22 protein-coding genes and 1 pseudogene are annotated in these 22264 nt (G+C 68.9%); 17 read left to right on the top strand and 6 right to left on the bottom strand.

The genetic code is table 11. From position 1 onward, the window contains the following. Nucleotides 1-78: 78 nt before the first annotated feature. On the bottom strand, nt 79-885 hold the full coding sequence (gene cmrA / locus A5655_RS09350) for a mycolate reductase (protein ID WP_067008987.1): 807 nt from the start codon (nt 883-885) through the stop codon (nt 79-81). Nucleotides 886-928: 43 nt separating this feature from the next. Here cmrA and A5655_RS09345 point away from each other — a divergent pair, with 43 nt between their 5' ends. Further along, nucleotides 929-2245: an MFS transporter gene (locus tag A5655_RS09345; RefSeq protein WP_067008616.1), complete on the top strand. Its 1317-nt coding sequence runs from the start codon at nt 929-931 to the stop codon at nt 2243-2245. On the opposite strand, the gene A5655_RS09340 is transcribed toward A5655_RS09345, so the two are convergent. Both A5655_RS09340 and A5655_RS09335 read right to left on the bottom strand, forming a co-directional pair. Continuing rightward, nucleotides 2242-3030, bottom strand: coding sequence for an MmpS family transport accessory protein (locus A5655_RS09340; RefSeq protein ID WP_067008613.1), 789 nt, complete (start codon nt 3028-3030; stop codon nt 2242-2244). The genes A5655_RS09345 and A5655_RS09340 overlap by 4 nt on opposite strands. 69 nt (nt 3031-3099) lie before the next feature. Further along, complete coding sequence (locus tag A5655_RS09335) at nt 3100-3753, bottom strand: TetR/AcrR family transcriptional regulator (RefSeq protein ID WP_082978575.1); 654 nt, start codon at nt 3751-3753, stop codon at nt 3100-3102. Between the two features lie 61 nt (nt 3754-3814). On the opposite strand from A5655_RS09335, the gene A5655_RS09330 reads away from it, so the two are divergent. The 11 genes from A5655_RS09330 (at nt 3815) to A5655_RS09280 (ending at nt 16406) form a co-directional block, all read left to right on the top strand. Next, complete coding sequence (locus tag A5655_RS09330; RefSeq protein ID WP_067008607.1) at nt 3815-5482, top strand: AMP-binding protein; 1668 nt, start codon at nt 3815-3817, stop codon at nt 5480-5482. Between the two features lie 91 nt (nt 5483-5573). After that, nucleotides 5574-6317: a CoA transferase subunit A gene (locus A5655_RS09325; RefSeq protein WP_067008604.1), complete on the top strand. Its 744-nt coding sequence runs from the start codon at nt 5574-5576 to the stop codon at nt 6315-6317. Further along, nucleotides 6314-6964, top strand: coding sequence for a 3-oxoacid CoA-transferase subunit B (locus tag A5655_RS09320; protein WP_067008601.1), 651 nt, complete (start codon nt 6314-6316; stop codon nt 6962-6964). The genes A5655_RS09325 and A5655_RS09320 overlap by 4 nt, the downstream gene beginning before the upstream one ends. Continuing rightward, nucleotides 6961-8547, top strand: a complete 1587-nt coding sequence (locus A5655_RS09315; RefSeq protein ID WP_067008598.1) for a carboxyl transferase domain-containing protein — start codon at nt 6961-6963, stop codon at nt 8545-8547. Before A5655_RS09320 ends, A5655_RS09315 begins: the two co-directional genes overlap by 4 nt. Before the next feature lie 2 nt (nt 8548-8549). Beyond that, on the top strand, nt 8550-10532 hold the full coding sequence (locus A5655_RS09310; RefSeq protein ID WP_067008984.1) for an acetyl/propionyl/methylcrotonyl-CoA carboxylase subunit alpha: 1983 nt from the start codon (nt 8550-8552) through the stop codon (nt 10530-10532). Continuing rightward, nucleotides 10529-11695, top strand: a complete 1167-nt coding sequence (locus tag A5655_RS09305) for an acyl-CoA dehydrogenase family protein (RefSeq protein WP_067008595.1) — start codon at nt 10529-10531, stop codon at nt 11693-11695. Before A5655_RS09310 ends, A5655_RS09305 begins: the two co-directional genes overlap by 4 nt. Continuing rightward, nucleotides 11677-12183 (top strand): MaoC family dehydratase, encoded by a 507-nt coding sequence (locus A5655_RS09300; protein ID WP_067008592.1) that lies wholly within the window; start codon nt 11677-11679, stop codon nt 12181-12183. Before A5655_RS09305 ends, A5655_RS09300 begins: the two co-directional genes overlap by 19 nt. Further along, entirely contained in the window at nt 12183-13004 is an 822-nt protein-coding gene (locus tag A5655_RS09295) for a CoA ester lyase (RefSeq protein WP_067008588.1), read from the top strand. The genes A5655_RS09300 and A5655_RS09295 overlap by 1 nt, the downstream gene beginning before the upstream one ends. Before the next feature lie 128 nt (nt 13005-13132). After that, entirely contained in the window at nt 13133-14224 is a 1092-nt protein-coding gene (gene pdhA / locus A5655_RS09290; RefSeq protein ID WP_067008586.1) for a pyruvate dehydrogenase (acetyl-transferring) E1 component subunit alpha, read from the top strand. Continuing rightward, nucleotides 14221-15255: a 3-methyl-2-oxobutanoate dehydrogenase subunit beta gene (gene bkdB, locus A5655_RS09285; protein ID WP_067008583.1), complete on the top strand. Its 1035-nt coding sequence runs from the start codon at nt 14221-14223 to the stop codon at nt 15253-15255. Before pdhA ends, bkdB begins: the two co-directional genes overlap by 4 nt. Next, nucleotides 15252-16406, top strand: a complete 1155-nt coding sequence (locus A5655_RS09280) for a dihydrolipoamide acetyltransferase family protein (RefSeq protein WP_067008580.1) — start codon at nt 15252-15254, stop codon at nt 16404-16406. Before bkdB ends, A5655_RS09280 begins: the two co-directional genes overlap by 4 nt. 3 nt (nt 16407-16409) lie before the next feature. On the opposite strand, the gene A5655_RS09275 is transcribed toward A5655_RS09280, so the two are convergent. Beyond that, nucleotides 16410-16811 (bottom strand): hypothetical protein, encoded by a 402-nt coding sequence (locus A5655_RS09275; protein ID WP_067008577.1) that lies wholly within the window; start codon nt 16809-16811, stop codon nt 16410-16412. Between the two features lie 249 nt (nt 16812-17060). Between A5655_RS09275 and A5655_RS27055 the strand changes: the two genes are divergently transcribed. Then, a complete protein-coding gene (locus A5655_RS27055; RefSeq protein WP_082978573.1) occupies nt 17061-17438 on the top strand; it encodes a DUF4189 domain-containing protein in 378 nt (125 codons plus the stop codon). Between the two features lie 39 nt (nt 17439-17477). On the opposite strand, the gene A5655_RS09270 is transcribed toward A5655_RS27055, so the two are convergent. Next, nucleotides 17478-18248: an enoyl-CoA hydratase gene (locus tag A5655_RS09270; RefSeq protein ID WP_067008574.1), complete on the bottom strand. Its 771-nt coding sequence runs from the start codon at nt 18246-18248 to the stop codon at nt 17478-17480. A 131-nt stretch (nt 18249-18379) separates the two neighbouring features. Between A5655_RS09270 and A5655_RS09265 the strand changes: the two genes are divergently transcribed. Beyond that, on the top strand, nt 18380-18628 hold the full coding sequence (locus A5655_RS09265; protein ID WP_067008571.1) for a hypothetical protein: 249 nt from the start codon (nt 18380-18382) through the stop codon (nt 18626-18628). Between the two features lie 3 nt (nt 18629-18631). Here the strand turns inward: A5655_RS09265 and A5655_RS09260 are convergent, their stop codons facing one another. Next, the gene (locus tag A5655_RS09260; protein WP_067008568.1) at nt 18632-19060 is read right to left on the bottom strand and encodes a nitroreductase/quinone reductase family protein; all 429 of its coding nucleotides are present in this window, start codon (nt 19058-19060) and stop codon (nt 18632-18634) included. A 63-nt stretch (nt 19061-19123) separates the two neighbouring features. Here A5655_RS09260 and A5655_RS09255 point away from each other — a divergent pair, with 63 nt between their 5' ends. The 3 genes and pseudogenes from A5655_RS09255 to A5655_RS28655 form a co-directional block, all read left to right on the top strand. Continuing rightward, nucleotides 19124-19684 (top strand): TetR/AcrR family transcriptional regulator, encoded by a 561-nt coding sequence (locus tag A5655_RS09255; protein ID WP_067008565.1) that lies wholly within the window; start codon nt 19124-19126, stop codon nt 19682-19684. A gap of 108 nt (nt 19685-19792) precedes the next feature. Continuing rightward, nucleotides 19793-21523, top strand: a pseudogene (locus A5655_RS09250) (AMP-binding protein); the annotation flags it as partial. A gap of 120 nt (nt 21524-21643) precedes the next feature. Further along, nucleotides 21644-22264 (top strand): acyl carrier protein (locus A5655_RS28655; RefSeq protein WP_231999115.1); only part of this gene is annotated, 621 nt, incomplete at its 3' end.

Below are 22264 nucleotides of genomic sequence, written 5' to 3'. Positions count from 1 at the left end.
CGAAGAGTTCCAACGGCATGTGAGGCAGGTCGGATCGCCTTGGGCCAGAGCGGGATATGACGAATTTGGGAGCCAGCCCTACCCGCCGCCGAGCTTCTTGTAGAAACTTCCCACGATCGGCGCCACGATGGCGCGAGGGCCATACCCGCTCGCCACCGACATCGCCTTGGACGTCAACCCCGGGACGACGCGCATCTTGTTGCGCTCCAACGCATCCAGGGAGATCTGGGCGGTGTGCTCGGTCGAGATCCACAGGAAATCGGGCACCAGCTTTTCGACCAGCGACCGTTCGGCCTGATCGGGTAGGTCGGTGCGTACGGGTCCCGGAGCCAACACCGTGACGTGCACACCCGAGGCGCGCAATTCGCCGCGCAGCGATTCGCTGAACGTGTTGGCGAACGCCTTGGTGGCCGCGTAGGTGGCGTTGTAGGGGATCGGCGAATTGCCCGCGGCCGAACCGGAAATCAGGATGCCGCCGGCCTTGCGCTCGACCATACCCGGTAGCACCGCCAACGTAAGGTCATGCACCCCAAGAACGTTCAGCTGCACCTGTGCCTTCTCGCCCGCTGGGTCAAGGGCGGCGACCGGACCGAACGTCGCGGTGCCCGCGTTGGCGCACAGGATCGAGATGGGGCGGGCGGCGAGCTCGTCGCACAGCTTCGCCCGTTCCGTCGGGTCGGCCAGGTCGGCGGCGCGCACTTCGACCACCACGCCGTACTTGTCGGTCAGCCGCGCGGCCAGCTCGTTGAGCAGATCCTCGCGTCGCGCTGTGACGATCAGGTTGTGCCCGCGGGCGGCGAGCTCGGTGGCCAGCGCCGCTCCGATGTTTTGCGACGCTCCGGTGACAACGGCGCGTGCGTCGGGACTGGGGGCTGGGACCGGCATGCGGCCCATGGTAGACAGCCTCGCACCCAATAGAGTGCCGGGCATGAGTCAGCGTCCGGCCACACCCGTGCCATCGCAAGTGGTGGCGTGGGCGCTGTGGGACTGCGGCTCCCTCGGCATGAACGCGATCGTGGCAACCTTCGTCTTCTCGGTCTACCTGACCGGCAGCGTCGGGGCGGGAATGTCCGGTGGCACGTCGCCCGCGAGTTGGCTCGGCCGCTCGCTCGCGGTCGCGGGGTTGACCATCGCGGTGTTGGCGCCGGTCGTGGGGGTGTGGGTGGAAGCCCCGCACCGTCGGCGGGTGGTGTTGACGGTGTTGACCGGTCTCGCGGTCGCGTCGACCAGCTCGATGTTCCTGATCCGCGACGATCCCAGCTACCTCTGGGCGGGCTTGGTGCTGCTGTCGGCCACGGCCGCGTGCGGGGATCTCGCCGGCGTCCCCTACAACGCGATGCTGCGTCAGGTCTCGACGCCGCAGACGGCGGGGCGCATCTCCGGCCTCGGCGCGGCCTCCGGGTTTACCGGCAGCGTGGTCCTGCTGCTGCTCGTCTATTTCGGTTTCATCGCCGGCACCGGCCCGGTGCGCGGGCTCCTGCACGTGCCCGTCCACGACGGGCTTTATGTCCGGGCGGCGATGCTGCTGACGGCGGCGTGGTTCGCCGTGCTGGCGCTGCCGCTGCTGTTCGTCGCCCACCGGCTGCCGGACTCCGGCGAGACGTCGCGACCGACCAGCATGCTGGGCGGCTATCGCAAGCTGTGGGCAGAGGTGCGCACGGAATGGCGCCGCGACCGCAACCTGGTCTATTTCCTGGGGGCCAGCGCGCTGTTCCGGGACGGGCTGGCGGCCATCTTCGGCTTCGGCGCCGTGCTCGGCGTCAACGTGTACGGCCTGTCCCAGGCCGATGTGCTGGTGTTCGGCGTGGCGGCCAGCGTGGTGGCCGCGATCGGCGCGATGACCGGCGGGTTCGTCGACCACCGGATCGGATCCAAACCCGTCATCGTCGGGTCGCTGGTCGCGCTCATCGCCGTGTCGGCCACCATGATGGCGGTGTCCGGTCCGCACGCGTTCTGGGCGTGCGGGCTGCTGTTGGCCGTGTTCGTCGGGCCTTCCCTGGCGTCGTCGCGCGCACTGTTGCTGCAGCTGGCGAAGGACGGCGGGGAAGGCGTCGCGTTCGGCCTCTACACGATGACGGGACGGGCCGTCGCGTTCGTGGCGCCATGGCTGTTCTCCGTATTCGTCGACGTATTCGGCACCGTGCGCGCGGGCATCGCCGGGATCTGCCTGGTGCTGACCGCCGGACTGGTGGCGATGCTGGTGGTTCGGGTTCCGGCGCGCGCCGAACAGCCCGCGCAGGCCTAGCCTCGCGCGTCGCACACCGTCAGGCCTGCCCCTTCGCGCTGGCTCACCTGAACCCCGCCGATGGTCAGCGAGCAGGTGACGTTGTGGCCGAAGTTGACGACCGTGACGTTCGGCGGATGGGCGGCCGACTTGGACAGGCTGACCTCTTTGCTCCACGGCAGCGCGACGTTGAACTCGGTCTGCAACATGTCGCCGGTGCCGATGTAGACGATGCTGAGCGCGCGGCCCTCGCCGGTGACGTTATAGACGACGTCTTGCATCTCCACCGGGCCGGTCGTCTCCGGGGGCGTGCCCGACGCCGTCGGCGGCGGCAGGGGCCGGAAGGTGCGCGACGGCGGGGTCGTCCGGGTCGAAGGGGTGGGCGTCGGCGTTTCCTCGGTCGACCCGGGCATGGCCGGCAGCGGTGGCACGACGGTCTGGGTCCTGATCGCGTCGTTGACCAACACCAGCGCGATCACCAGCGCGACGGCCAGAAGCACCGCCACACTGGCGCCAATCCACAGCCAGCGCGGCGGCTTCCGGCCTCCCGGCGGCGGGGGCGGCGCTCCAACCGGCGGCGCCTCGCCCGTCGGCGGCACCTCCTGCTGCCAGTAGGGGGGCAGCTGCTTGGTGTCGTTCAGGCTGGACGCCCATTGCGGGCCATACCCGCCGTAGGTGGGCGCGTAGGGCCCCGCCTGGTCGGCATACGCGGGGTCGGCGGGCGGATACGGGTAACCCTGCCGCCCGGTCGGTCCTGACCCCGGTTGAGGGGGACTAAACCGCTCGGGTCGACGTGGATCGTTCATGTCCACCTCATGGCTTGCAGGGTACCTGGGCCGGGCGATTCGGCGGTGAGTCTCCGGACTACGCGCGACTCACGGGCAGGATTTGCCGGCGCTCAGCGCGGCGACCGTCATCGCCCGCATGACCGCGCGTGAGCGCGTCGCGCGAGTGGGCCTGCGCGAATCGTCCGGCGACTTCATGCTGTGCGGGGTCGAGTTCAGCAGGCCGAACACCGCGTGCGCCATCAGCCGGGCGTCGGCCTCGGCCAGCTTGGGATCGAGCTCGCGCAGCACGCCCACCCAGACCTCGACGTATTGGCGCTGCGCCTTGCGGACCTGTTTTTCGGCGGCCCCGGGCAGGTGCGCCAGGTCGCGGTCCTGGATCCGGATCAGGTCGGGTTCGCCCAGGACGAAGTCGAGGTGGAAGTCGATGAGCTCGTCCAACGCGGCGGTCGCGGTGGCGTTGCGGGCTCGCGCGCTCCGGGCGCCGGCGAGCAGCCGGGTGCTGATCCCCACGAGCAACTCGACCAGCATCGACTCCTTGTTGGGGAAGTGGCGATAGATCGCCGGACCGCTGACGCCGGCGGCGGCGCCGATGTCTTCGAGCCGCACCGCGAGGAAACCGCGCTCGGCGAACAGCCGTTCGGCGGCCGACAGCAGTTGCAGGCGCCGGTCGGATTTCAACTGGCTCCGGCGATTTGGGGCGTCAGGCTGGGCGGGCCGGCCCTCCGCCGCGGATGAAGTCACGACAGGCCTCCGTCCGGTCGGTTAATCGTCACTAACTTAGCACGGGCGTGGCCGGTTACAGATGTCCGAGAAGGGTTTACCTTTGGTAGCTGAACCAGCCGGAGGAGCCGTGGCACACCTTTCGTACGAGCGGGGCCCCAGCGATCCGCCGCTGCTCGAAACGACGATCGGGGCCAACTTCGCCGCCACGGCAGGCAGGCACGCGCAACGCGACGCACTGGTCGACGTGGCCGCGGGACGACGCTGGACCTACGCCGAATTGCTGGCCGCCGTGCGCAGATTGGCAACGGGGTTGGTGCGCGCCGGGATCCGCCCGGGTGACCGCGTCGGGATCTGGGCGCCCAACCGGTGGGAGTGGGTGCTCGTCCAGTACGCGACCGCCGAGATCGGCGCGATCCTGGTCACCATCAACCCGGCCTACCGGGAACGCGAATTGGACTATGCGCTAAGGCAATCCGGGGTCGCGATGGTGATCGCCGCCCGGCATTTCAAGGCCACGGACTACGCCGCCATGCTGCGCGAGGTGGCGCCGCGCTGCCCGGACCTGCGCGACGTCGTGCTCCTGGACAGCCAGCGGTGGGACGAGCTGGCCGCCACCGACACCGACTCGGCCGGGCTGGCCCGGATCGCGGCCGCCCTGGATTGCCGCGATCCGATTAACATCCAATACACTTCCGGCACAACGGGATACCCGAAAGCGGCGACGCTGAGCCACCGAAACATCCTGAACAACGGCTACCTGGTTGGCGAGCTGCTCGAGTACACCGCGGAAGATCGGATCTGCATCCCGGTGCCCTTTTACCATTGCTTCGGCATGGTGATGGGCAACCTGGCGGCCACCAGTCATGGCGCCTGCATGGTGATTCCGGCGCCGGGGTTCGACCCCGCCGCCACCCTGCGCGCGGTGCAGGCCGAACGCTGCACCAGCCTCTACGGTGTTCCGACGATGTTCATCGCCGAGCTGGCCCTGTCGGACTTCGACGACTACGACCTGGGCAGCCTGCGCACCGGCATCATGGCCGGCTCGCCGTGCCCGGTCGAGGTGATGCGCAAGGTGATCGAGCGCATGCACATGCCGGGCGTCTCGATCTGTTACGGCATGACGGAAACGTCGCCGGTGTCCACCCAGACGCGCGCCGACGATTCGGTGGAACGGCGGGTCGCGACGGTCGGCCGGGTGGGTCCGCACCTGGAGGTCAAGGTGGTGGACCCGGCCGGCGACCGGACCGTGCCGCGCGGGGTGGCCGGCGAATTCTGCACGCGCGGCTATTCGGTGATGGCCGGGTATTGGAACGAACCGGAGCGGACCGCCGAGGTCATCGACGCGGACGGCTGGATGCACACCGGGGACCTGGCCGTCATGGACGACTGCGGCTATGTCCAGATCACCGGCCGGATCAAGGACCTCATCGTCCGCGGCGGCGAGAACATCTCCCCGCGCGAGATCGAGGAGTTCCTGCACACCCACCCCGACATCGTCGACGCCCAGGTCATCGGGGTGCCCGACGACCGGTACGGCGAAGAAGTCATGGCGGTCGTCATGCTGCGCGCCGGCGCGCCGGCGCTGACCGTCGAGGGCCTGCGCGAGTTCTGCGCCGGGCGGATCGCGCGGTTCAAGATCCCGCGCTACCTCCGGATCGTCGACGAGTTCCCGATGACCGTCACGGGCAAGGTGCGCAAGGCCGAGATGCGCGAGCAGGCGATCGAGTACCTGAGTGACCAGGGCTGAGCGCCCGCCGGCTCCCTGGACGCGGCGTGCGGGCGATGGTATTCTCACGCCAGTTAATGAAGATTAACTGAAATCGGAGGCTGCTGCGGCGATGGACAAGGTGGTGGCGACGGCCGCTGAAGCGGTCGCCGACATAACCGACGGCTCGTCCCTGGCGGTCGGGGGATTCGGGTTCTGCGGCATCCCGGAGGCGTTGATCGCGGCGCTGGTCGACAGCGGGGTGCGCGAGCTGGAGACGGTGTCGAACAACTGCGGCGGCTACGGTGTCGGGCTGGAAGCGCTGTTGCACCACAAGCGTATTCGCCGTGCGGTGGCCTCCTACGTCGGCGACAACAAGGAATTCGCTCGCCAGTTCCTCGCCGGCGAGCTCGAGGTGGAGTTGATCCCACAGGGCACCTTGGCCGAGCGGCTGCGCGCCGGTGGCATGGGAATCCCGGCCTTCTACACGCCCGCGGGGGTCGGCACCCCGGTCGCCGACGGCGGATTGCCATGGCGTTACGACGCTTCTGGCGGGGTGGCGGCGACGTCACCGCCCAAGGAGACGCGCGAGTTCGACGGCGTCACCTACGTTCTCGAGCGCGCGATCCGCACCGACTTCGCGCTGGTGCACGCGTGGCAGGGCGACCGGCACGGCAACCTGGTCTACCGGGCGTCCGCCGCCAACTTCAATCCCGACTGCGCGACGGCGGGCAGGATCACCATCGCCGAGGTCGAGCATCTCGTCGAGCCGGGGGAGATCGACCCCGCCGCGGTGCACACCCCGGGCGTCTTCGTGCAGCGGGTCGTGCACGTGCCCGACCCCGCCAAGCCGATCGAGAAGGTGACGGTGCGGTGAGCTGGACGAGGGAGGGATTGGCCGCGCGGGTGGCCGCCGAGTTCGAGGACGGCCAATACGTCAACCTCGGCATCGGCATGCCCACGCTGATCCCCAACCACATCCCCGACGGCGTCACCGTCGTCATCCACTCGGAGAACGGGATACTCGGCGTCGGGCCGTATCCGCGGGCCGAGGACGTCGACGCCGATCTGATCAACGCGGGCAAGGAAACCGTCACCACGATGCCGGGTGCGGCGTTCTTCGGCTCCTCGACCTCGTTCGGGATCATCCGCGGCGGGCACATCGACGTCGCGGTGCTCGGCGCCATGCAGGTCTCCGCGACCGGCGACCTGGCCAACTGGATGATTCCCGGAAAGATGGTCAAGGGCATGGGCGGCGCGATGGACCTGGTGCACGGCGCCCGCAAGGTGATCGTGATGATGGAACACACCGCCCGCGACGGCAGCCCGAAAGTCGTTGAGCGGTGCACCCTTCCGCTGACCGGCGTGGGATGCGTCGACCGCATCATCACCGACCTCGCCGTCCTCGACGTGCGCGGCGACGGCCTGCACCTCGTCGAGACCGCCCCCGAGGTCTCGGCCGACGAGGTGATCGCCAAAACCGAACCGCCCCTTATGCTGGCGACCACCGGGAGACACACATGAGCACCGCCGTCACGACCGCGCCGTCCTTCGCCGACGAGCATCGGCGGCTGGTCGCCGAATTGAACGCCAAGCTTGCCGCCGCGGCGCTGGGTGGCAACGAACGGGCGCGCGAACGCCACGTCAGCCGCGGCAAGCTGCTGCCCCGCGAGCGGGTGGATCGCCTGCTCGATCCGGGCAGCCCGTTTTTGGAGCTGGCCCCGCTGGCGGCCGGCGGCATGTACGACGACGAGTCCCCGGGCGCCGGGATCATCACCGGGATCGGCCGGGTGTCGGAGCGCGAATGCGTGATCGTCGCCAACGACGCGACCGTCAAGGGCGGCACCTATTACCCGATGACGGTCAAGAAGCACCTGCGCGCACAGGAAGTCGCGCTGCAGAATCGGCTGCCGTGCATCTACCTCGTCGACTCCGGCGGCGCGTTCCTACCACGCCAGGACGAGGTCTTTCCCGACCGCGAGCACTTCGGCCGGATCTTCTACAACCAGGCGACCATGAGCGCCAAGGGAATTCCACAGGTGGCCGCCGTGCTGGGATCGTGCACTGCGGGCGGCGCCTACGTGCCGGCGATGAGCGACGAGGCCGTCATCGTCCGCGAGCAGGGCACCATCTTTCTCGGCGGCCCGCCGCTGGTCAAAGCCGCCACCGGTGAGATCGTCTCGGCCGAGGATCTCGGCGGCGGCGACCTGCACTCGCGCGTCTCCGGCGTCACCGACCACCTCGCCGACGACGACGAGCACGCGCTGCGGATCGTGCGCTCCATCGCGGCCACCTTCGGTCCGCGCGATCCCGCGCAGTGGGAGGTGCTGCCGTCCATCGAGCCCAAGCACGCGCAGTCCGAGCTCTACGACGTCGTGCCGCCGGATCCCCGCGTGCCCTACGACGTGCACGAGGTCATCGTGCGCCTGGTCGACGGCGGCGAATTCAGCGAATTCAAGGCCAATTACGGCAAGACGCTGGTGACCGCGTTCGCACGCATCCACGGCCATCCCGTCGGCATCATCGCCAACAACGGCGTGCTGTTCAGCGAATCGGCCTTGAAGGGAGCGCATTTCATCGAGCTGTGCGACAAGCGCAGGATCCCGCTGCTGTTCCTGCAGAACATCGCCGGGTTCATGGTCGGCCGCGACTACGAGGCCGGCGGCATCGCCAAACACGGCGCCAAGATGGTCACCGCCGTGGCCTGCGCCCGGGTGCCCAAGCTCACGGTCGTCATCGGCGGCTCCTACGGGGCGGGCAACTACTCGATGTGCGGGCGCGCGTATTCGCCGCGCTTCCTGTGGATGTGGCCCAACGCCCGCATCTCCGTGATGGGCGGCGAGCAGGCCGCCTCGGTGCTGGCGACCGTGCGCGGCGAGCAACTCAGCGCGGCGGGCAAGCCGTGGTCGCCCGACCAGGAGGAGGCGTTCAAGGCGCCCATCCGGGCGCAGTACGAGGACCAGGGCAACCCGTACTACTCGACCGCGCGATTGTGGGACGACGGCATCATCGACCCGGCCGACACCAGAACGATTCTTGGGCTTGCCCTTTCGGCGTGCGCCCACGCTCCGCTGGAACCGGTCTCCTACGGCGTATTCCGGATGTGAAGATGTTCGACACCGTATTAGTGGCCAACCGCGGCGAGATCGCGGTCCGCGTGATCCGCACGCTGCGGCGGCTGGGCATCCGGTCGGTCGCCGTCTACAGCGACCCCGACGCCACGGCCCGACACGTGATCGAGGCCGACACGGCCGTGCGCCTGGGCCCGGCCGCCGCGCGCGAAAGCTACCTGGACATCGAGAAAGTCGTCGACGCCGCGGTGCGCACCGGGTCCCAGGCGATCCACCCGGGCTACGGCTTCCTCTCGGAGAACGCGCATTTCGCCGCGGCCTGCGAACGCGCCGGCTTGGTGTTCCTGGGTCCGCCGCCACGCGCGATCGAGGTGATGGGCGACAAGATCACCGCGAAGAACGCGGTGGCCGCGTTCGACGTGCCGGTGGTGCCCGGTGTGGCCAAGCCGGGGCTGACCGACGACGAACTCGTCGCCGCGGCCGACGACGTCGGCTATCCGGTGTTGATCAAGCCGTCCGCCGGCGGCGGCGGCAAGGGCATGCGGCTGGTGGAAGACCCGGCGCGGCTGCGCGAGGCGTTGGTGGGTGCGCGACGGGAGGCGGCCTCATCCTTCGGCGACGACACGCTGTTCCTGGAGCGGTTCGTGTTGCGGCCCAGGCACATCGAGGTGCAGGTGCTCGCCGACACCCACGGCAACGTGGTCCATCTGGGCGAGCGCGAGTGCAGCCTGCAGCGGCGCCACCAGAAGGTCATCGAGGAGGCGCCCTCGCCGCTGCTCGACCCCGAGACGCGGGCGCGGATCGGGGCCGCGGCCTGCAACACCGCCCGCAGCGTGGATTACGTCGGCGCCGGGACCGTGGAGTTCATCGTCTCCGCGGATCGTCCCGACGAGTTCTTCTTCATGGAGATGAACACCCGCCTTCAGGTGGAGCATCCGGTCACCGAGGCGGTCACCGGCCTGGACCTGGTGGAGTGGCAGCTACGGGTGGCCGCCGGCGAGAAGCTGGGTTTCGCCCAGGACGACATCGAGCTGCGCGGGCACGCGATCGAGGCCCGCGTGTACGCCGAGGACCCCGCGCGCGGGTTCCTGCCGACGGGCGGCGAGGTGCTGGCGGTGTCCGAACCGTCGGGCGACGGCGTGCGGGTGGACTCGTCACTGCGGGCCGGGACGCTGGTCGGCAGCGACTACGACCCGATGCTGAGCAAGGTGATCGCCCACGGCGACGATCGCGAGGAGGCGCTCGCGAAACTCGATCGGGCGCTGGGCCAAACCGTGATCCTCGGCGTGCAGACCAACGTCGAATTCCTGCGCTTCCTGCTGGCCGACGATCGGGTGCGTGCCGGCGACCTGGACACTGCGCTACTGGACGGGCGGCTCGCGGACTTCGCGCCTGCCCCGGCGCCCGACGACGTGCTCGCCGCCGGCGGCCTGTACCGTCAGTGGGCTCTGGCCCGCCGCGGCCGGGGCAACCCCTGGGCGGTGCCGACGGGGTGGCGGGTCGGCGGCGGCGCCGCGCCCGTGCGCACCGACATGCGCACTCCGCTGCGCAGCGAGACGGTGTCGGTGTGGGGGACACCCGAGGCCGCCCGCGTTCAGGTTGGGGACGGTGAGATCCATTCCGCCAGTGCGGAACTCGATGGCGCGCGGATGAGTGTGACGCTGGACGGGCGGCGCCGCGAATACTGGTGGGCCGAGGCCGACCGGCACCTGTGGATCGCCGACGAACGGGGAACCTGGCACCTGCGCGAGGCCGAGGAGCACAAGATTCACCGCGCGGTGGGCGAGCGGCCGGCCGAGGTCGTCAGCCCGATGCCCGGGAACGTGATCGCCGTGCAGGTCAGTTCCGGCGACGAGGTCGCCGAGGGCGACGTGATCGTCGTCGTCGAGGCGATGAAGATGGAACATTCGCTGGCCGCACCGGTTTCGGGGCGGGTGGAGGTGCTGGTCTCCGTCGGCGATCAAGTGACGGTGGACCAGGTGCTGGCCCGGCTGAGTGAGGAAAGCAAGGACGAGACATGACGACATCCATTACCGCGGGGACGTTGCCCAAGGAATATGAGGACCTTCGCGACACGGTGGCCGACTTCGCGCGCACCGTCGTCGCGCCGGTGTCGGCCAAACACGATGAGGAGCACAGCTTCCCGTACGAGGTCGTCGCCAAGATGGCCGAGATGGGCCTGTTCGGGCTGCCCTTCCCGGAGGAGTACGGCGGCATGGGCGGCGACTACTTCGCCCTGGCCCTGGCGCTCGAAGAGCTCGGCAAGGTCGACCAGTCGGTGGCCATCACGCTGGAGGCCGGCGTCGGCCTCGGCGCGATGCCGATCTACCGGTTCGGCACCGAGGAACAGAAGCAGAAATGGCTGCCGGACCTGACGGCCGGCCGGGCGCTGGCCGGTTTCGGGCTCACCGAGCCCGGCGCCGGCTCCGACGCGGGCGCCACCCGCACCACCGCCCGGCTCGACGACGGCGAGTGGGTGATCAACGGCACCAAGCAGTTCATCACCAACTCCGGCACCGACATCACCTCGCTGGTCACCGTCACGGCGGTCACCGGAACCCTCGCGGGCGACAAGAAGGAGATCTCGACGATCATCGTGCCCAGCGGCACACCGGGTTTTACCGTCGAGCCGGTCTACAACAAGGTCGGCTGGAACGCGTCGGACACCCACCCGCTGACCTTCGCCGACGCCCGCGTCCCGGAGGAAAACCTGCTGGGCGCCCGCGGGACCGGCTACGCCAACTTTTTGTCCATCCTGGACGAGGGCCGCATCGCGATCGCCGCGCTGGCCACCGGGGTCGCGCAGGGCTGCGTCGACGAAAGCGTCAAGTACGCCAAGGAACGCCAGTCGTTCGGCCAGCCGATCGGCTCGTATCAGGCGATCAGCTTCAAGATCGCGCGGATGGAGGCGCGCGCGCACGTGGCGCGCACGGCCTACTACGAGGCCGCGGCGAAGATGTTGGCGGGCAAGCCCTTCAAGAAGGAGGCCGCCATCGCGAAGATGGTCTCCTCCGAGGCCGCGATGGACAACGCCCGCGACGCCACCCAGATCCACGGCGGCTATGGCTTCATGAATGAATATCCGGTGGCGCGCCATTACCGCGACAGCAAGATCCTCGAGATCGGCGAAGGGACTACCGAGGTGCAACTGATGCTCATCGCGCGATCGCTGGGCCTTTCGTGACCGACAAGTCGATTATCCAGCGGGGCTTGTGGTTTGAGGAGTTCGAGGTAGGCACCACCTACCTGCACCGGCCCGGCCGCACCGTCACCGAGGCCGACAACGTGCTGTTCACCACGCTGACCATGAATACCCAGTCGCTGCACCTCGACGCGGCGTGGGCCGCCGAGCAGCCGGGCTTTCGGGGTGAGCGACTGGTCAACTCCATGTTCACCCTCTCCACGCTGGTGGGGCTGTCGGTGGCGCAGCTGACGCTCGGCACCATCGTCGCCAACCTTGGCTTTTCCGAGGTGTCGTTTCCCAAGCCGGTTTTCCACGGCGACACCCTGTACGCCGAGACCGTGTGCACGGGCAAGCGCGAGTCGAAGAGCCGGCCGGGTGAAGGCATCGTCACCCTCGAGCACACGGGCCGCAATCAGCACGGCGACGTGGTGGCGCGGGCGGTGCGGACCACTCTGGTACAAAAGCGGCCAGACACAGAGGAGTCGTGATGGACCTGCGCGCCGCCGGCCCGGCCTGGTTGTTCTGCCCGGCTGACCGTCCTGAGCGTTTCGCCAAGGCCGCCGCCGCGGCCGACGTGGTGATCCTCGACCTCGAGGACGGTGTGGCCGAAGCCGACAAGCCCGCCGCCCGCAAGGCGCTGCGCGAGAACCCGCTGGACCCCGACCGCACCGTGGTGCGAATCAACGCCGCCGGCACCGACGAGTACGCCCGCGACCTCGAGGCCCTGGCCGATACCGCCTACACGACGGTGATGCTCTCCAAGACCGAATCGGCCGCGCAGGTGACCGCGCTCGCGCCGCGCGAGGTGGTCGCGCTGATCGAGACGCCGCGCGGCGCGGTGTTCGTCGCCGAAATCGCCGCGGCCGAGGGCACCGTCGCCGTGATGTGGGGCGCCGAGGACCTGGTCGCCACCCTCGGCGGCAGCTCCAGCCGGCTGGCCGACGGCACCTATCGTGACGTCGCCCGGCACGTGCGGTCGGCGTCCCTGCTCGCGGCGTCCGCGTTCGGCCGGATCGCGCTCGACGCCGTCCATCTGGACATTCGCGACATCGAGGGCCTGCGGGCCGAGGCCGACGACGCCGTCGCCGTGGGCTTCGACGCCACCGTCTGCATCCACCCCAGCCAGGTCGCGGTCGTGCGGGAGGCCTATCGCCCCAGCGAGGAGAAGCTGGACTGGGCGCGCAGGGTCTTGGCGGCCGCGCGGTCCGAACGCGGGGTGTTCGCCTTCGAAGGACAGATGGTCGACTCGCCGGTGCTCAAGCACGCGGCGATGTTGCTGCGGCGGGCCGGGGAGCCCGCGTCGGACTAGGGCGCGACACGCTTGCGCCTCGGCCGTGATCAACGCGGCGTCTTCGCATTTGGGCGCATAATGGGGAATACGCCAGTCTCGCGGCGAGCGGAGCCTTTCGTGTAGCTGGCGATCGCCAAGGAGGCGGTATGGCGGATAAGTCCCAGACGCCGATGACCGTCGACCTCGACCCGGTGCAACTCATCGCCGCAGACGGCACGCCGACGGCCGAACGGCGCTACGGCCGCGAGCTTCCGCCGGAGACGCTGTGCTGGCTCTACGAGATGATGGTCGTCACCCGCGAGCTCGACACCGAGTTCGTCAACCTGAAGCGCCAAGGCCAACTGGCCTTGTTCGCGTCCTGCCGGGGCCAGGAAGCCGCCCAGGTCGGCGCCGCGGCCTGCCTGCGCAAGACCGATTGGCTGTTTCCCCAATACCGTGAACTCGGCGCCTATCTGGTGCGTGGCATCCCGCCCGGGCACGTCGGGGCGGCGTGGCGGGGAACGTGGCACGGCGGCCTCGACTTCACCAAGAAATGCTGCGCCCCAATGTCGATCGCGATCGGCACCCAGACCCTGCACGCCGTCGGCGCGGCGATGGCCGCGCAACGCCTCGGGGAGGACTCGGTCACGGTCGCCTTCCTCGGCGACGGCGCCACCAGCGAGGGGGACGTGCACGAGGCGCTGAACTTCGCCGCCGTCTTCGCCACGCCATGCGTGTTCTACGTGCAGAACAACCAGTGGGCGATCTCGGTTCCGGTCTCCAAACAGACGGCCGCGGCCTCCATCGCGCACAAGGCGATTGGCTACGGAATGCCCGGGATCCGGGTGGACGGCAACGACGTCCTGGCGTGCTACGCGGTGACGGCCGAGGCCGCCGCCCGGGCCCGGGCCGGCGGCGGCCCCACGTTGATCGAGGCGGTCACCTACCGGCTCGGCCCCCACACCACCTCCGACGATCCGAGCCGATACCGCACCCAGGACGAAGTGGACCGCTGGGCGGCGCTGGACCCGATCCCGCGCTACCGCACTTATTTGCAGGGCCAGGGCCTGTGGTCGCAACGGCTGGAGGATCGGGTCGCCACGCGGGCGAAGCGGATGCGGTCCGAACTGCGCGACGCGGTGTTCGACGCGCCCGACTTCGACGTCGACGAGGTGTTCACCACGGTATACGCCGAGATCACACCGGGATTGGAGGCGCAGCGCCAGCAGCTGCGGGCCGAACTGGGGAGGCTCGAATGACCCAGCTCGCCGAGCCCCCGCCCGTACCGGCCCTCGACGCGGCGATCGGGGCGCAACAGCTGACCATGGTGCAGGCGCTCAACCGCGCGCTGCACGACGCGATGGTCGCCGACGACCGCGTCCTGGTGTTCGGCGAGGACGTCTCCGTCGAAGGCGGGGTGTTCCGGGTAACCGAGGGGCTGGCCGAAACCTTCGGTGAGCAGCGGTGTTTCGACACGCCGCTGGCGGAGTCGGCCATCATCGGCATCGCGGTCGGGCTGGCGCTGCGCGGCTTTGTGCCGGTGCCGGAGATCCAGTTCGACGGATTCTCCTACCCGGCCTTCGATCAGGTGGTCAGCCACCTGGCCAAGTACCGAACCCGCACCCGCGGCGAGATCAACATGCCGGTCACGGTTCGGATCCCGTCGTTCGGCGGAATCGGTGCGGCCGAGCATCATTCGGACTCAACCGAGTCCTACTGGGCGCACACCGCCGGCTTGAAGGTGGTGGTGCCGTCCAGCCCGGCCGACGCCTACTGGCTGCTTCGCCACGCGATCGCCTGCCCCGACCCGGTGATGTACCTGGAGCCCAAGCGGCGTTACCAGGGCCGCGGCTCGGTCGACGCCGGTCGGCCGGAACCGCCCATCGGGCAGGCCATGGTGCGCCGACCGGGCAGGGACGTAACCGTTGTGACCTACGGCAGCCTGGTGAGTACGGCCGTGGCCACCGCGGAAGACGCTCAGCGCGAACGCGGGTGGAGCTTGGAGGTCATCGATCTGCGGTCGCTGGTTCCGTTGGACTTCGACACCATCGCCGCGTCGATCCATCGGACCGGGCGATGTGTGGTCCTGCATGAAGGACCCCGCAGCCTCGGCTACGGGGCCGGCCTGGCCGCCCGCATCCAGGAGGAGATGTTCTACGAGCTGGAGGCACCGGTGTTGCGCGCCTGCGGTTTTGACACGCCCTATCCGCCGGCGCGGTTGGAAAGGCTGTGGCTGCCGGGCCCGGACCGGCTGCTGGACTGCGTCGAGCGTGCGCTGGAGATGCCATGAGCACCGACGAGCGGGTCAAGCCGTTCCGGGTTCCCGATCTCGGCGAGGGGCTGGAAGAAGTGACGGTGTCGTGCTGGTACGTCGCGGCCGGTGACGATGTCGAACTCAACCAAGTCTTGTGCACCGTGGAGACCGCCAAGGCCGAGGTCGAGATCCCGAGCCCGTACGCCGGGCGGATCGTCGAAACCCACGGGGCCGAAGGCGATGTGCTCAACGTCGGCGCGGTGCTGGTCCGCATCGACACCGCGCCGGCCGCGAACGGCGAGGCCGCGGTGCCCACGTTGGTCGGCTACGGCGCCGACGCGGGCATCGACGAGAGCCGGCGGCCCGGCCGACCGCTCGCGGCCCCGCCGGTGCGCAAGCTGGCCAAGGAACTCGCGGTCGACCTCGCGTCGGTGCGGCGGGACGCGGGGGAGATCATCACCCGCGCCGACGTGCTGGCGGCCGCCCGCGATCCGGGACACGACATTCGGCCGGTCCGCGGCGTGCAGGCCCGGATGGCGGAGAAGATGGCGTTGTCCCACCGGGAAATCCCGGCCGCGAAGGTCAGCGTCGACGTCGACTGTAGCGCGCTGCTACGGCTGCGCGACCGCTGCCGCCCCGCGCACCCGGAGATCACGCCATTCGTGTTGACGCTGCGGCTGCTCGTTATCGCCTTGGGTCACAACATGCTTCTCAACTCGACCTGGGTGAACTCGCCCGAAGGTCCGCAGGTGCAGGTCCACCGCGGCGTGCATCTGGGGTTCGGTGTGGCCACCGAACGCGGGCTGCTGGTCCCGGTGATCACCGATGCGCAGAACAAGACGACCCGCGAATTGGCAAGCCGGACGGCGGAATTGATCGCGGGTGCGCGCGAGTGCAGCCTGACGCCCGCCGAACTGCTGGGCTCGACGTTCACCGTGTCGAACTTCGGGGCGCTGGGCGTGGACGACGGAGTGCCGGTGATCAACCATCCCGAAGCGGCCATCTTGGGCATGGGAGCGATCAGGCCACGCCCGGTGGTCATCGGTGACGAGGTTGCCGTCCGGTCGACGGTGAGCCTGACATGCGTGTTCGATCACCGCGTCGCTGACGGCGCCCAGGTGGCGCAATTCGTCTGCGAGCTAAGGGATCTGATCGAGTCGCCCGAGACAGCCCTGCTCGACCTATAGGCGTCAGGACGACGCCTGTGCCTGTTTGATCTGGATCTGGTCGGTTTCGGTGTAGCCGGCGGGTCGGCCGCAGGCCGGCACGATGTAGGTGTGTTGGGCCGTGCCCGCAAGGGTGGTCGGATCCCACGTTATGTGCGCGCTCGATCCGTATTGGGTGTAGGAACCGTCGGCGCAACTGATGTTGTTGAGCGTGTCGAGCACCCATTGCCCGTCGACCAACCGCGCTTGGCTGCCGCCCGCCCCCGCCTTGATGAAGATGCATCCGTCGCCGCAGGAGTTGACGGTCCAGCTCGAGGTCAGGGTCCCGCCGGAAGGCGTTGTCGCCGTCTCGGTGTAACTGCCGTCCATCGTCGGTGTGTCGGCCCACGCCGTGCCGGCGGCGCCGACGACCAAACCGGCGAACATCGTGGTTGCTAGCAAACCCCGTGCGATGACCATGCTCGTGTTCCCCTCTGGATCCGACTCACTGTTGGTGGTCTATCACAGGTTGCGCCTCCTCGCGATTTGAAGACAGCGGCCTCGTGGCAAACATGCAGGTCAGCGCGGTGGTCGCATGGCTGATGTCGCGCCGGACGCCGCGACGGGGGAGAATCGTCTCCTCGCGTTTACCTGCGCCAGTGCGGCGCAGCGCAACGGAAAAGGGCGGGGAGCGCCATGAAGAAACCAGCAGTGGCAGCGATCGCGATCGGCATGGCATTCGCAGCAACGCCGCTCGCGCATGCTGACGACCCGTGGATCGCGATGGCGATCTCGGACTCCACGGGGAAGATCAAGTTCACCACTGGCGGAAGCAGCCAATCCGACGTAGAGAAAACGGTGATGTCGGCCTGTCGCAATACGATCAGCGACTGTCGTCTGTTGGCCAGCGGGCAGGGCGGGTGCGTGGCGATTGCCATGCCTCCGGCGCACACCAGATATTTCGGCGGCTGGGGTCCCACACGTGCTGACGCGGAGGCGGCCGCTGTGGCGAACTCCGCCGGCGGAACAGTCCTGACAGACCACACCCACTGCGCAGGAGATCCCGCGAGCTAACGGCTCGCCGAAACTTCAGAAACGGCGACCCCGCTAGGGTTAACGCCGCCGCGCCGCGGCCAATCTGCTTGCGAATTCCGGTGATTGGATGGAGGAAGCCTGCGGGCCGAGTTCCGTGCGCATGGCAAGGTCGTGCGCTTCGGTGTCCACCGATCCCGGGTTGATCGTGGCGCGCATCGTCGCCTTGGTCGCCAGCACGACCTCGCGGGGGGCGGCCGCGGGACCGGCGGCCAGCTCCAGCGCCGCGGCGACGGGGTCGTCGGCGACGCTGAGGGCCAACCCGTGCCGCACGGCGGCTTCGGCGCCGAAGCGCATCCCGAACAACAGGGCGGCGCGCGCGACCTGGGGACCTACCGCGCGTTGCAGCATCCAGGTCGCGCCCCCGCCGGGATGGAGGCCCAGCTTTTGGAAGCGGGCGTCGAACAACGCGCCGGGCCCCGCGACGCGCACGTCCGCGGCCAGGGCCAGGTTCAGGCCCGCGCCGACGGCCGCCCCGTTGACCGCGGCGATCGTGGGCAACCGGCAATTGCCGACGGCCATGAAGCCGTCGTAGATGCGCCGCAGCCCCTCCTCCGCCGCTCCGGCACCGGCGGCGCCCAGGGCGCTGAGGTCGGCGCCGGCGCAAAACGCCTTGCCTGCGCCGGTGACCACCACGGCGTGCACGTCGGGGTCGGATTCCGCCCGCTCCACGGCCTCCCGCAGGCGCGCGGACATCTCGTCGGTGAACGCGTTGCGCCGGTCGGGGTCGTTGACGGTGATGAGCGCGACGCGAGCGTCGACGCTGTACAGGACGGGGTCGGATTGGCTCACCCGGCTAACGGTACTTGGCCCGCTCACCGGCCCAAACGCCCGCCAAGAATCCATTGAGGATCCCTCAAGCCCTCGCGCCGATGCTCAGTTCAAGAGCAAGAGCGATCCGGCATCTGACGGGAGGAGGCCCCATGCGCACCGCGGCGGAGAAGAAGGCGAACAGGGAACTCGGATTACTCCGGTTGGCGATGGTGTCATCCGCCACCGCGATCATCATCGCGATCGGCATGGCAGTCGCCTACTTCAACCTGCCGGCCGCCGGCCACCCGTGCTCGGTGCGGAACGCCACCGCCCGCGACGCCGCGGGGCGCACGATGTGGTGCAACCCGACAGCGGAGGCGAGCCACGACGCGGTCTGGCAGTACGCGCCGGGCGCGTAGTGACTAGTCGGTGAAGTCGATCCGCACCGACACCGGCGTCGTTTCCAGCGCCTTGACCATCTTGGCGGCCAGCCGTCCGAACTTGCGGGCGCGCGCGACGACGTCGTCGTCCGGCCTGAACGTCGCGACCCCGGCGCGCCACCGATTGCCCTGTCGCAGACGGACATTCGGATTGTCGGTGATGTTCCTGCCCCAGCCGGAGCGGGTGCCGTGCTGGCAGATCACCCATGCGCCGTCGTCGTCGAATTGGGCCGACACCGGAACGCGACGCGCCTGGCCGGTCTTGCGGCCGATGGTTTCCAGTTCGGTGGCCATGGCGGTGCGCACCCCGAGCGCGCTCAACCCTTTCACCGCCGGGTTGAGCAGATAGCGCCCGATCGCACGTTCCCTGCGGAACTTTCGCAGCGTCTTTTGCTCGTGGGTGCCCGTCATGGCCTCAGGTTAGTAGACCGATTGGTATAGTACAACCCCAAGCTGCGACGGAAGGCGAAGAATATGTCGGCGCGGGATGCTCTGATCGCCAGCGTCACGGGGTTGGTGCGGCGGCGCGGTGTCGCCGGAACCGGCCTCAACGCGCTGCTGGAGGACAGCGGGGTGGCCCGCAGGACCGTCTACCTGAACTTTCCCGGCGGCAAAGCCGAGCTCGTCGCCGAAGCCACCCGCCTCGCGGGGGAGGGGTTGACCGCGGTCATCCGGTCGGGCGACGACAGCGACCCCGTCCAGGCGGTCCAGACCTTCATCGACGAATGGAAGGCGCAGCTGAGCGCGACGCAGATACAAGCGGGCTGCCCGATTGTGGCGGCGGTCCTCGGCCGCTCCGAAGCGCCGGCGGCCGCCCAGGCGGCGGGCTCGGCCTTTGGTGAGTGGCAGACGATCCTCGCCGACCGGCTGGTCCGCTCCGGCGCCGATCGCGACAACGCGCGCTCGCTTGCGACCCTGACCGTCGCCGCCATCGAAGGCGCCGTCATCCTTGCGATCGCGACCCAGTCGACGGCGGCACTCGACGATGTCGGGCGTCACCTGGTCGAGGTGATCAAGCTGCACCTGCCCGCCTAGCGGCGGGTGTCCCGAGCGAAAACGCGCGTGCTCAACCGCACGCCGGCGGCTTGCTCTGGGCTGCGCGGTTTCGCCGACGCCCCGTGCGTTCATCGGTATCGTCAAGCTGTGCTTGAGCATTCCATTCCCGCTGTCCTGCGGGAGCGTGCCAGTTCGCGGCCCGACGACCTGGCGTTCACGTATGTCGATTACGAGAACGATTGGGAGGGCGTTGCGGAAAGCCTGACGTGGTCGCAGCTGTATCGGCGCACGCTGAACCTCGCACGGGAACTCAAAGCCTGCGGGTCGACCGGGGACCGCGCCGTGATCCTGGCGCCCCAGGGACTCGAGTACGTCGTCGGCTTTCTCGGCGCACTGCAGGCCGGTCAGATCGCGGTTCCGCTGTCGATGCCGGTGGGTGGCGCCAGCGACGAGCGGGTCAGCGCCGTCCTGCATGACGCGTCGCCTTCGACGATTCTGACCACATCCTCCGCCGTGGACATCATCGCCGAGTATGCGAAGTCGGAGCCCGGCGCGCCATCGGTCGTCGAGGTCGATCGGCTGGATCTTGACTCTCGGCTTGCGGCCGCCGCGGACACCGACGGCGAGACGAGCATCGCGCACCTGCAATACACCTCCGGGTCGACCCGCACTCCCGCGGGAGTTGTCGTCTCGCACAAGAACATTCAGGTCAACTGCGAGCAGATCATGGCCATGTACTACGAGGCGGACGGGGGGATGGCCCCGTCGGACACCACCGTGGTGTCGTGGCTGCCGTTGTTCCACGACATGGGTTTGATCCTGGGTATCGCCTTCCCGGTCCTGTGGGGATTCCCCACCGTGCTCACGAGCCCGCCGTCCTTCCTGCAGCGCCCGGCGCGGTGGATGCAAATGCTGGCCGGCAATCCGCACGCCTTCTCGGCGGCACCCAATATCGCGTTCGAATTGGCGACGCGAAAGACGTCGGACGACGATCTGGCCGGGCTGGACCTCGGGGGCGTGCACACCATCCTCAACGGCGCCGAGCGCGTGAACCCCCCGACACTGTGGCGCTTCGCGGACCGGTTTGCCCGCTTCAATTTCCGCCCCGAGGCGTTGCGTCCCTCCTACGGCCTCGCGGAGGCCACGCTCGTGGTGGCGACCCGCGAGGCGGGCCACCCCCCGGTGACGGTTTCTTTCGATTCGGAGCAGATGACCGCCGGCCACGGCGAGCGGTGCGCGGACGGTGCCGGCATCCCGCTGGTCAGTTACGGCATGCCGAAGTGGCCGATCGTGCGGATCGTCGACCCCGAGACGAGCGTGGAGTGCCCGGAGGGAACGGTCGGCGAGATTTGGACGATCGGCGAGAACGTCTGCTCGGGCTATTGGCAGAAACCCGAAGAGACAGAACGTGTCTTCGGCAGAACGATCGTCGGCGCCTCGGACGGCACACCGGAAGGGCCCTGGCTGCGGACGGGGGATTTGGGCTTCTACTCCGAAGGCGAGATGTTCATCGTCGGCCGGATCAAGGATCTCTTGATCGTCTACGGGCGCAACCATTCTCCCGACGACATCGAGGCGACGATCCAGGAGATCACCCGCGGCCGCTGCGTGGCGATCGCGGTTTCGGACGATGACGGTCCGGAGAAACTCGTCACAATCGTCGAACTCAAGCCCGGCGGCGATTCCGACGAGGACGCGCAACGGTTGATCGCCACCCGGCGTGAGATCATCGCAGCGATATCGAGGACGCACGAACTGAGCGTCGCGGATCTCGTTCTGGTGCCGCCACATTCGATTCCCCTCACCACAAGCGGCAAGGTGAGGCGACGGGATTGCTCAAAGCTCTACCAGCAGGGCGCCTTCACCCGTTTGGACGCGCACATCGGCCCGTCAAAGCCGGGCGCGGTCGAGGACACCGTCGCGGACGCCGGGTCCGACTCGGGATTGGCCCAGCGTGTCCGCACGCTGAGCCAGCAGCAACATGACCTCCTGGTGGGCATGGTCTGCGCGCAGGCGGCGGCGGTGTTGGGGCGTCCGAGCCCCGATGACATCGACCCCGGGTCGGCGTTTCGGGACCTGGGTTTTGATTCGGTGAAGGCCACCGAATTGCTCGACCGACTCAGGACCGAAACCGAGCTGCCGTTGCCGCCGACGCTGGCGTTCGACTATCCGACCCCCGACGAGTTGGCTGCCCACCTGGCCCAGCTGCTGATCGGGCCGGTCGCGGCGGCACCCGCGGTGGAATCGCAGGTGGCGGTAGATGAGCCGATCGCGGTGGTCGGGATGGCGTGCCGGTTCCCCGGTGGGGTGGATTCGCCGGCGGCGTTATGGAATCTGGTAGCCAGCGGCACCGACGCGGTTGGGGCGTTTCCGGGCGACCGGGGCTGGAATTTGGGGGAGTTGTTCGATCCCGATCCGGATGCGGTGGGCAAGACCTACACCCACGCCGGCGGGTTCCTGGCGGACGCCGCCGAGTTCGACGCGGAGTTCTTCGGCATCTCGGGGCGCGAGGCCCAAACCATGGATCCGCAGCAGCGGCAGCTGCTGGAGGTGTGCTGGGAAGCGTTGGAAACGGCCCGAATTGACCCGGCGGGGTTGGTGCGTACGCAGACCGGGGTG

It is taken from the genome of Mycobacterium sp. 1081908.1 (assembly GCF_001673535.1).
Classification (GTDB): domain Bacteria; phylum Actinomycetota; class Actinomycetes; order Mycobacteriales; family Mycobacteriaceae; genus Mycobacterium.
Note: the sequence above shows the minus strand (reverse complement) of the source record. Positions and strands in the feature narration are given on the sequence as shown.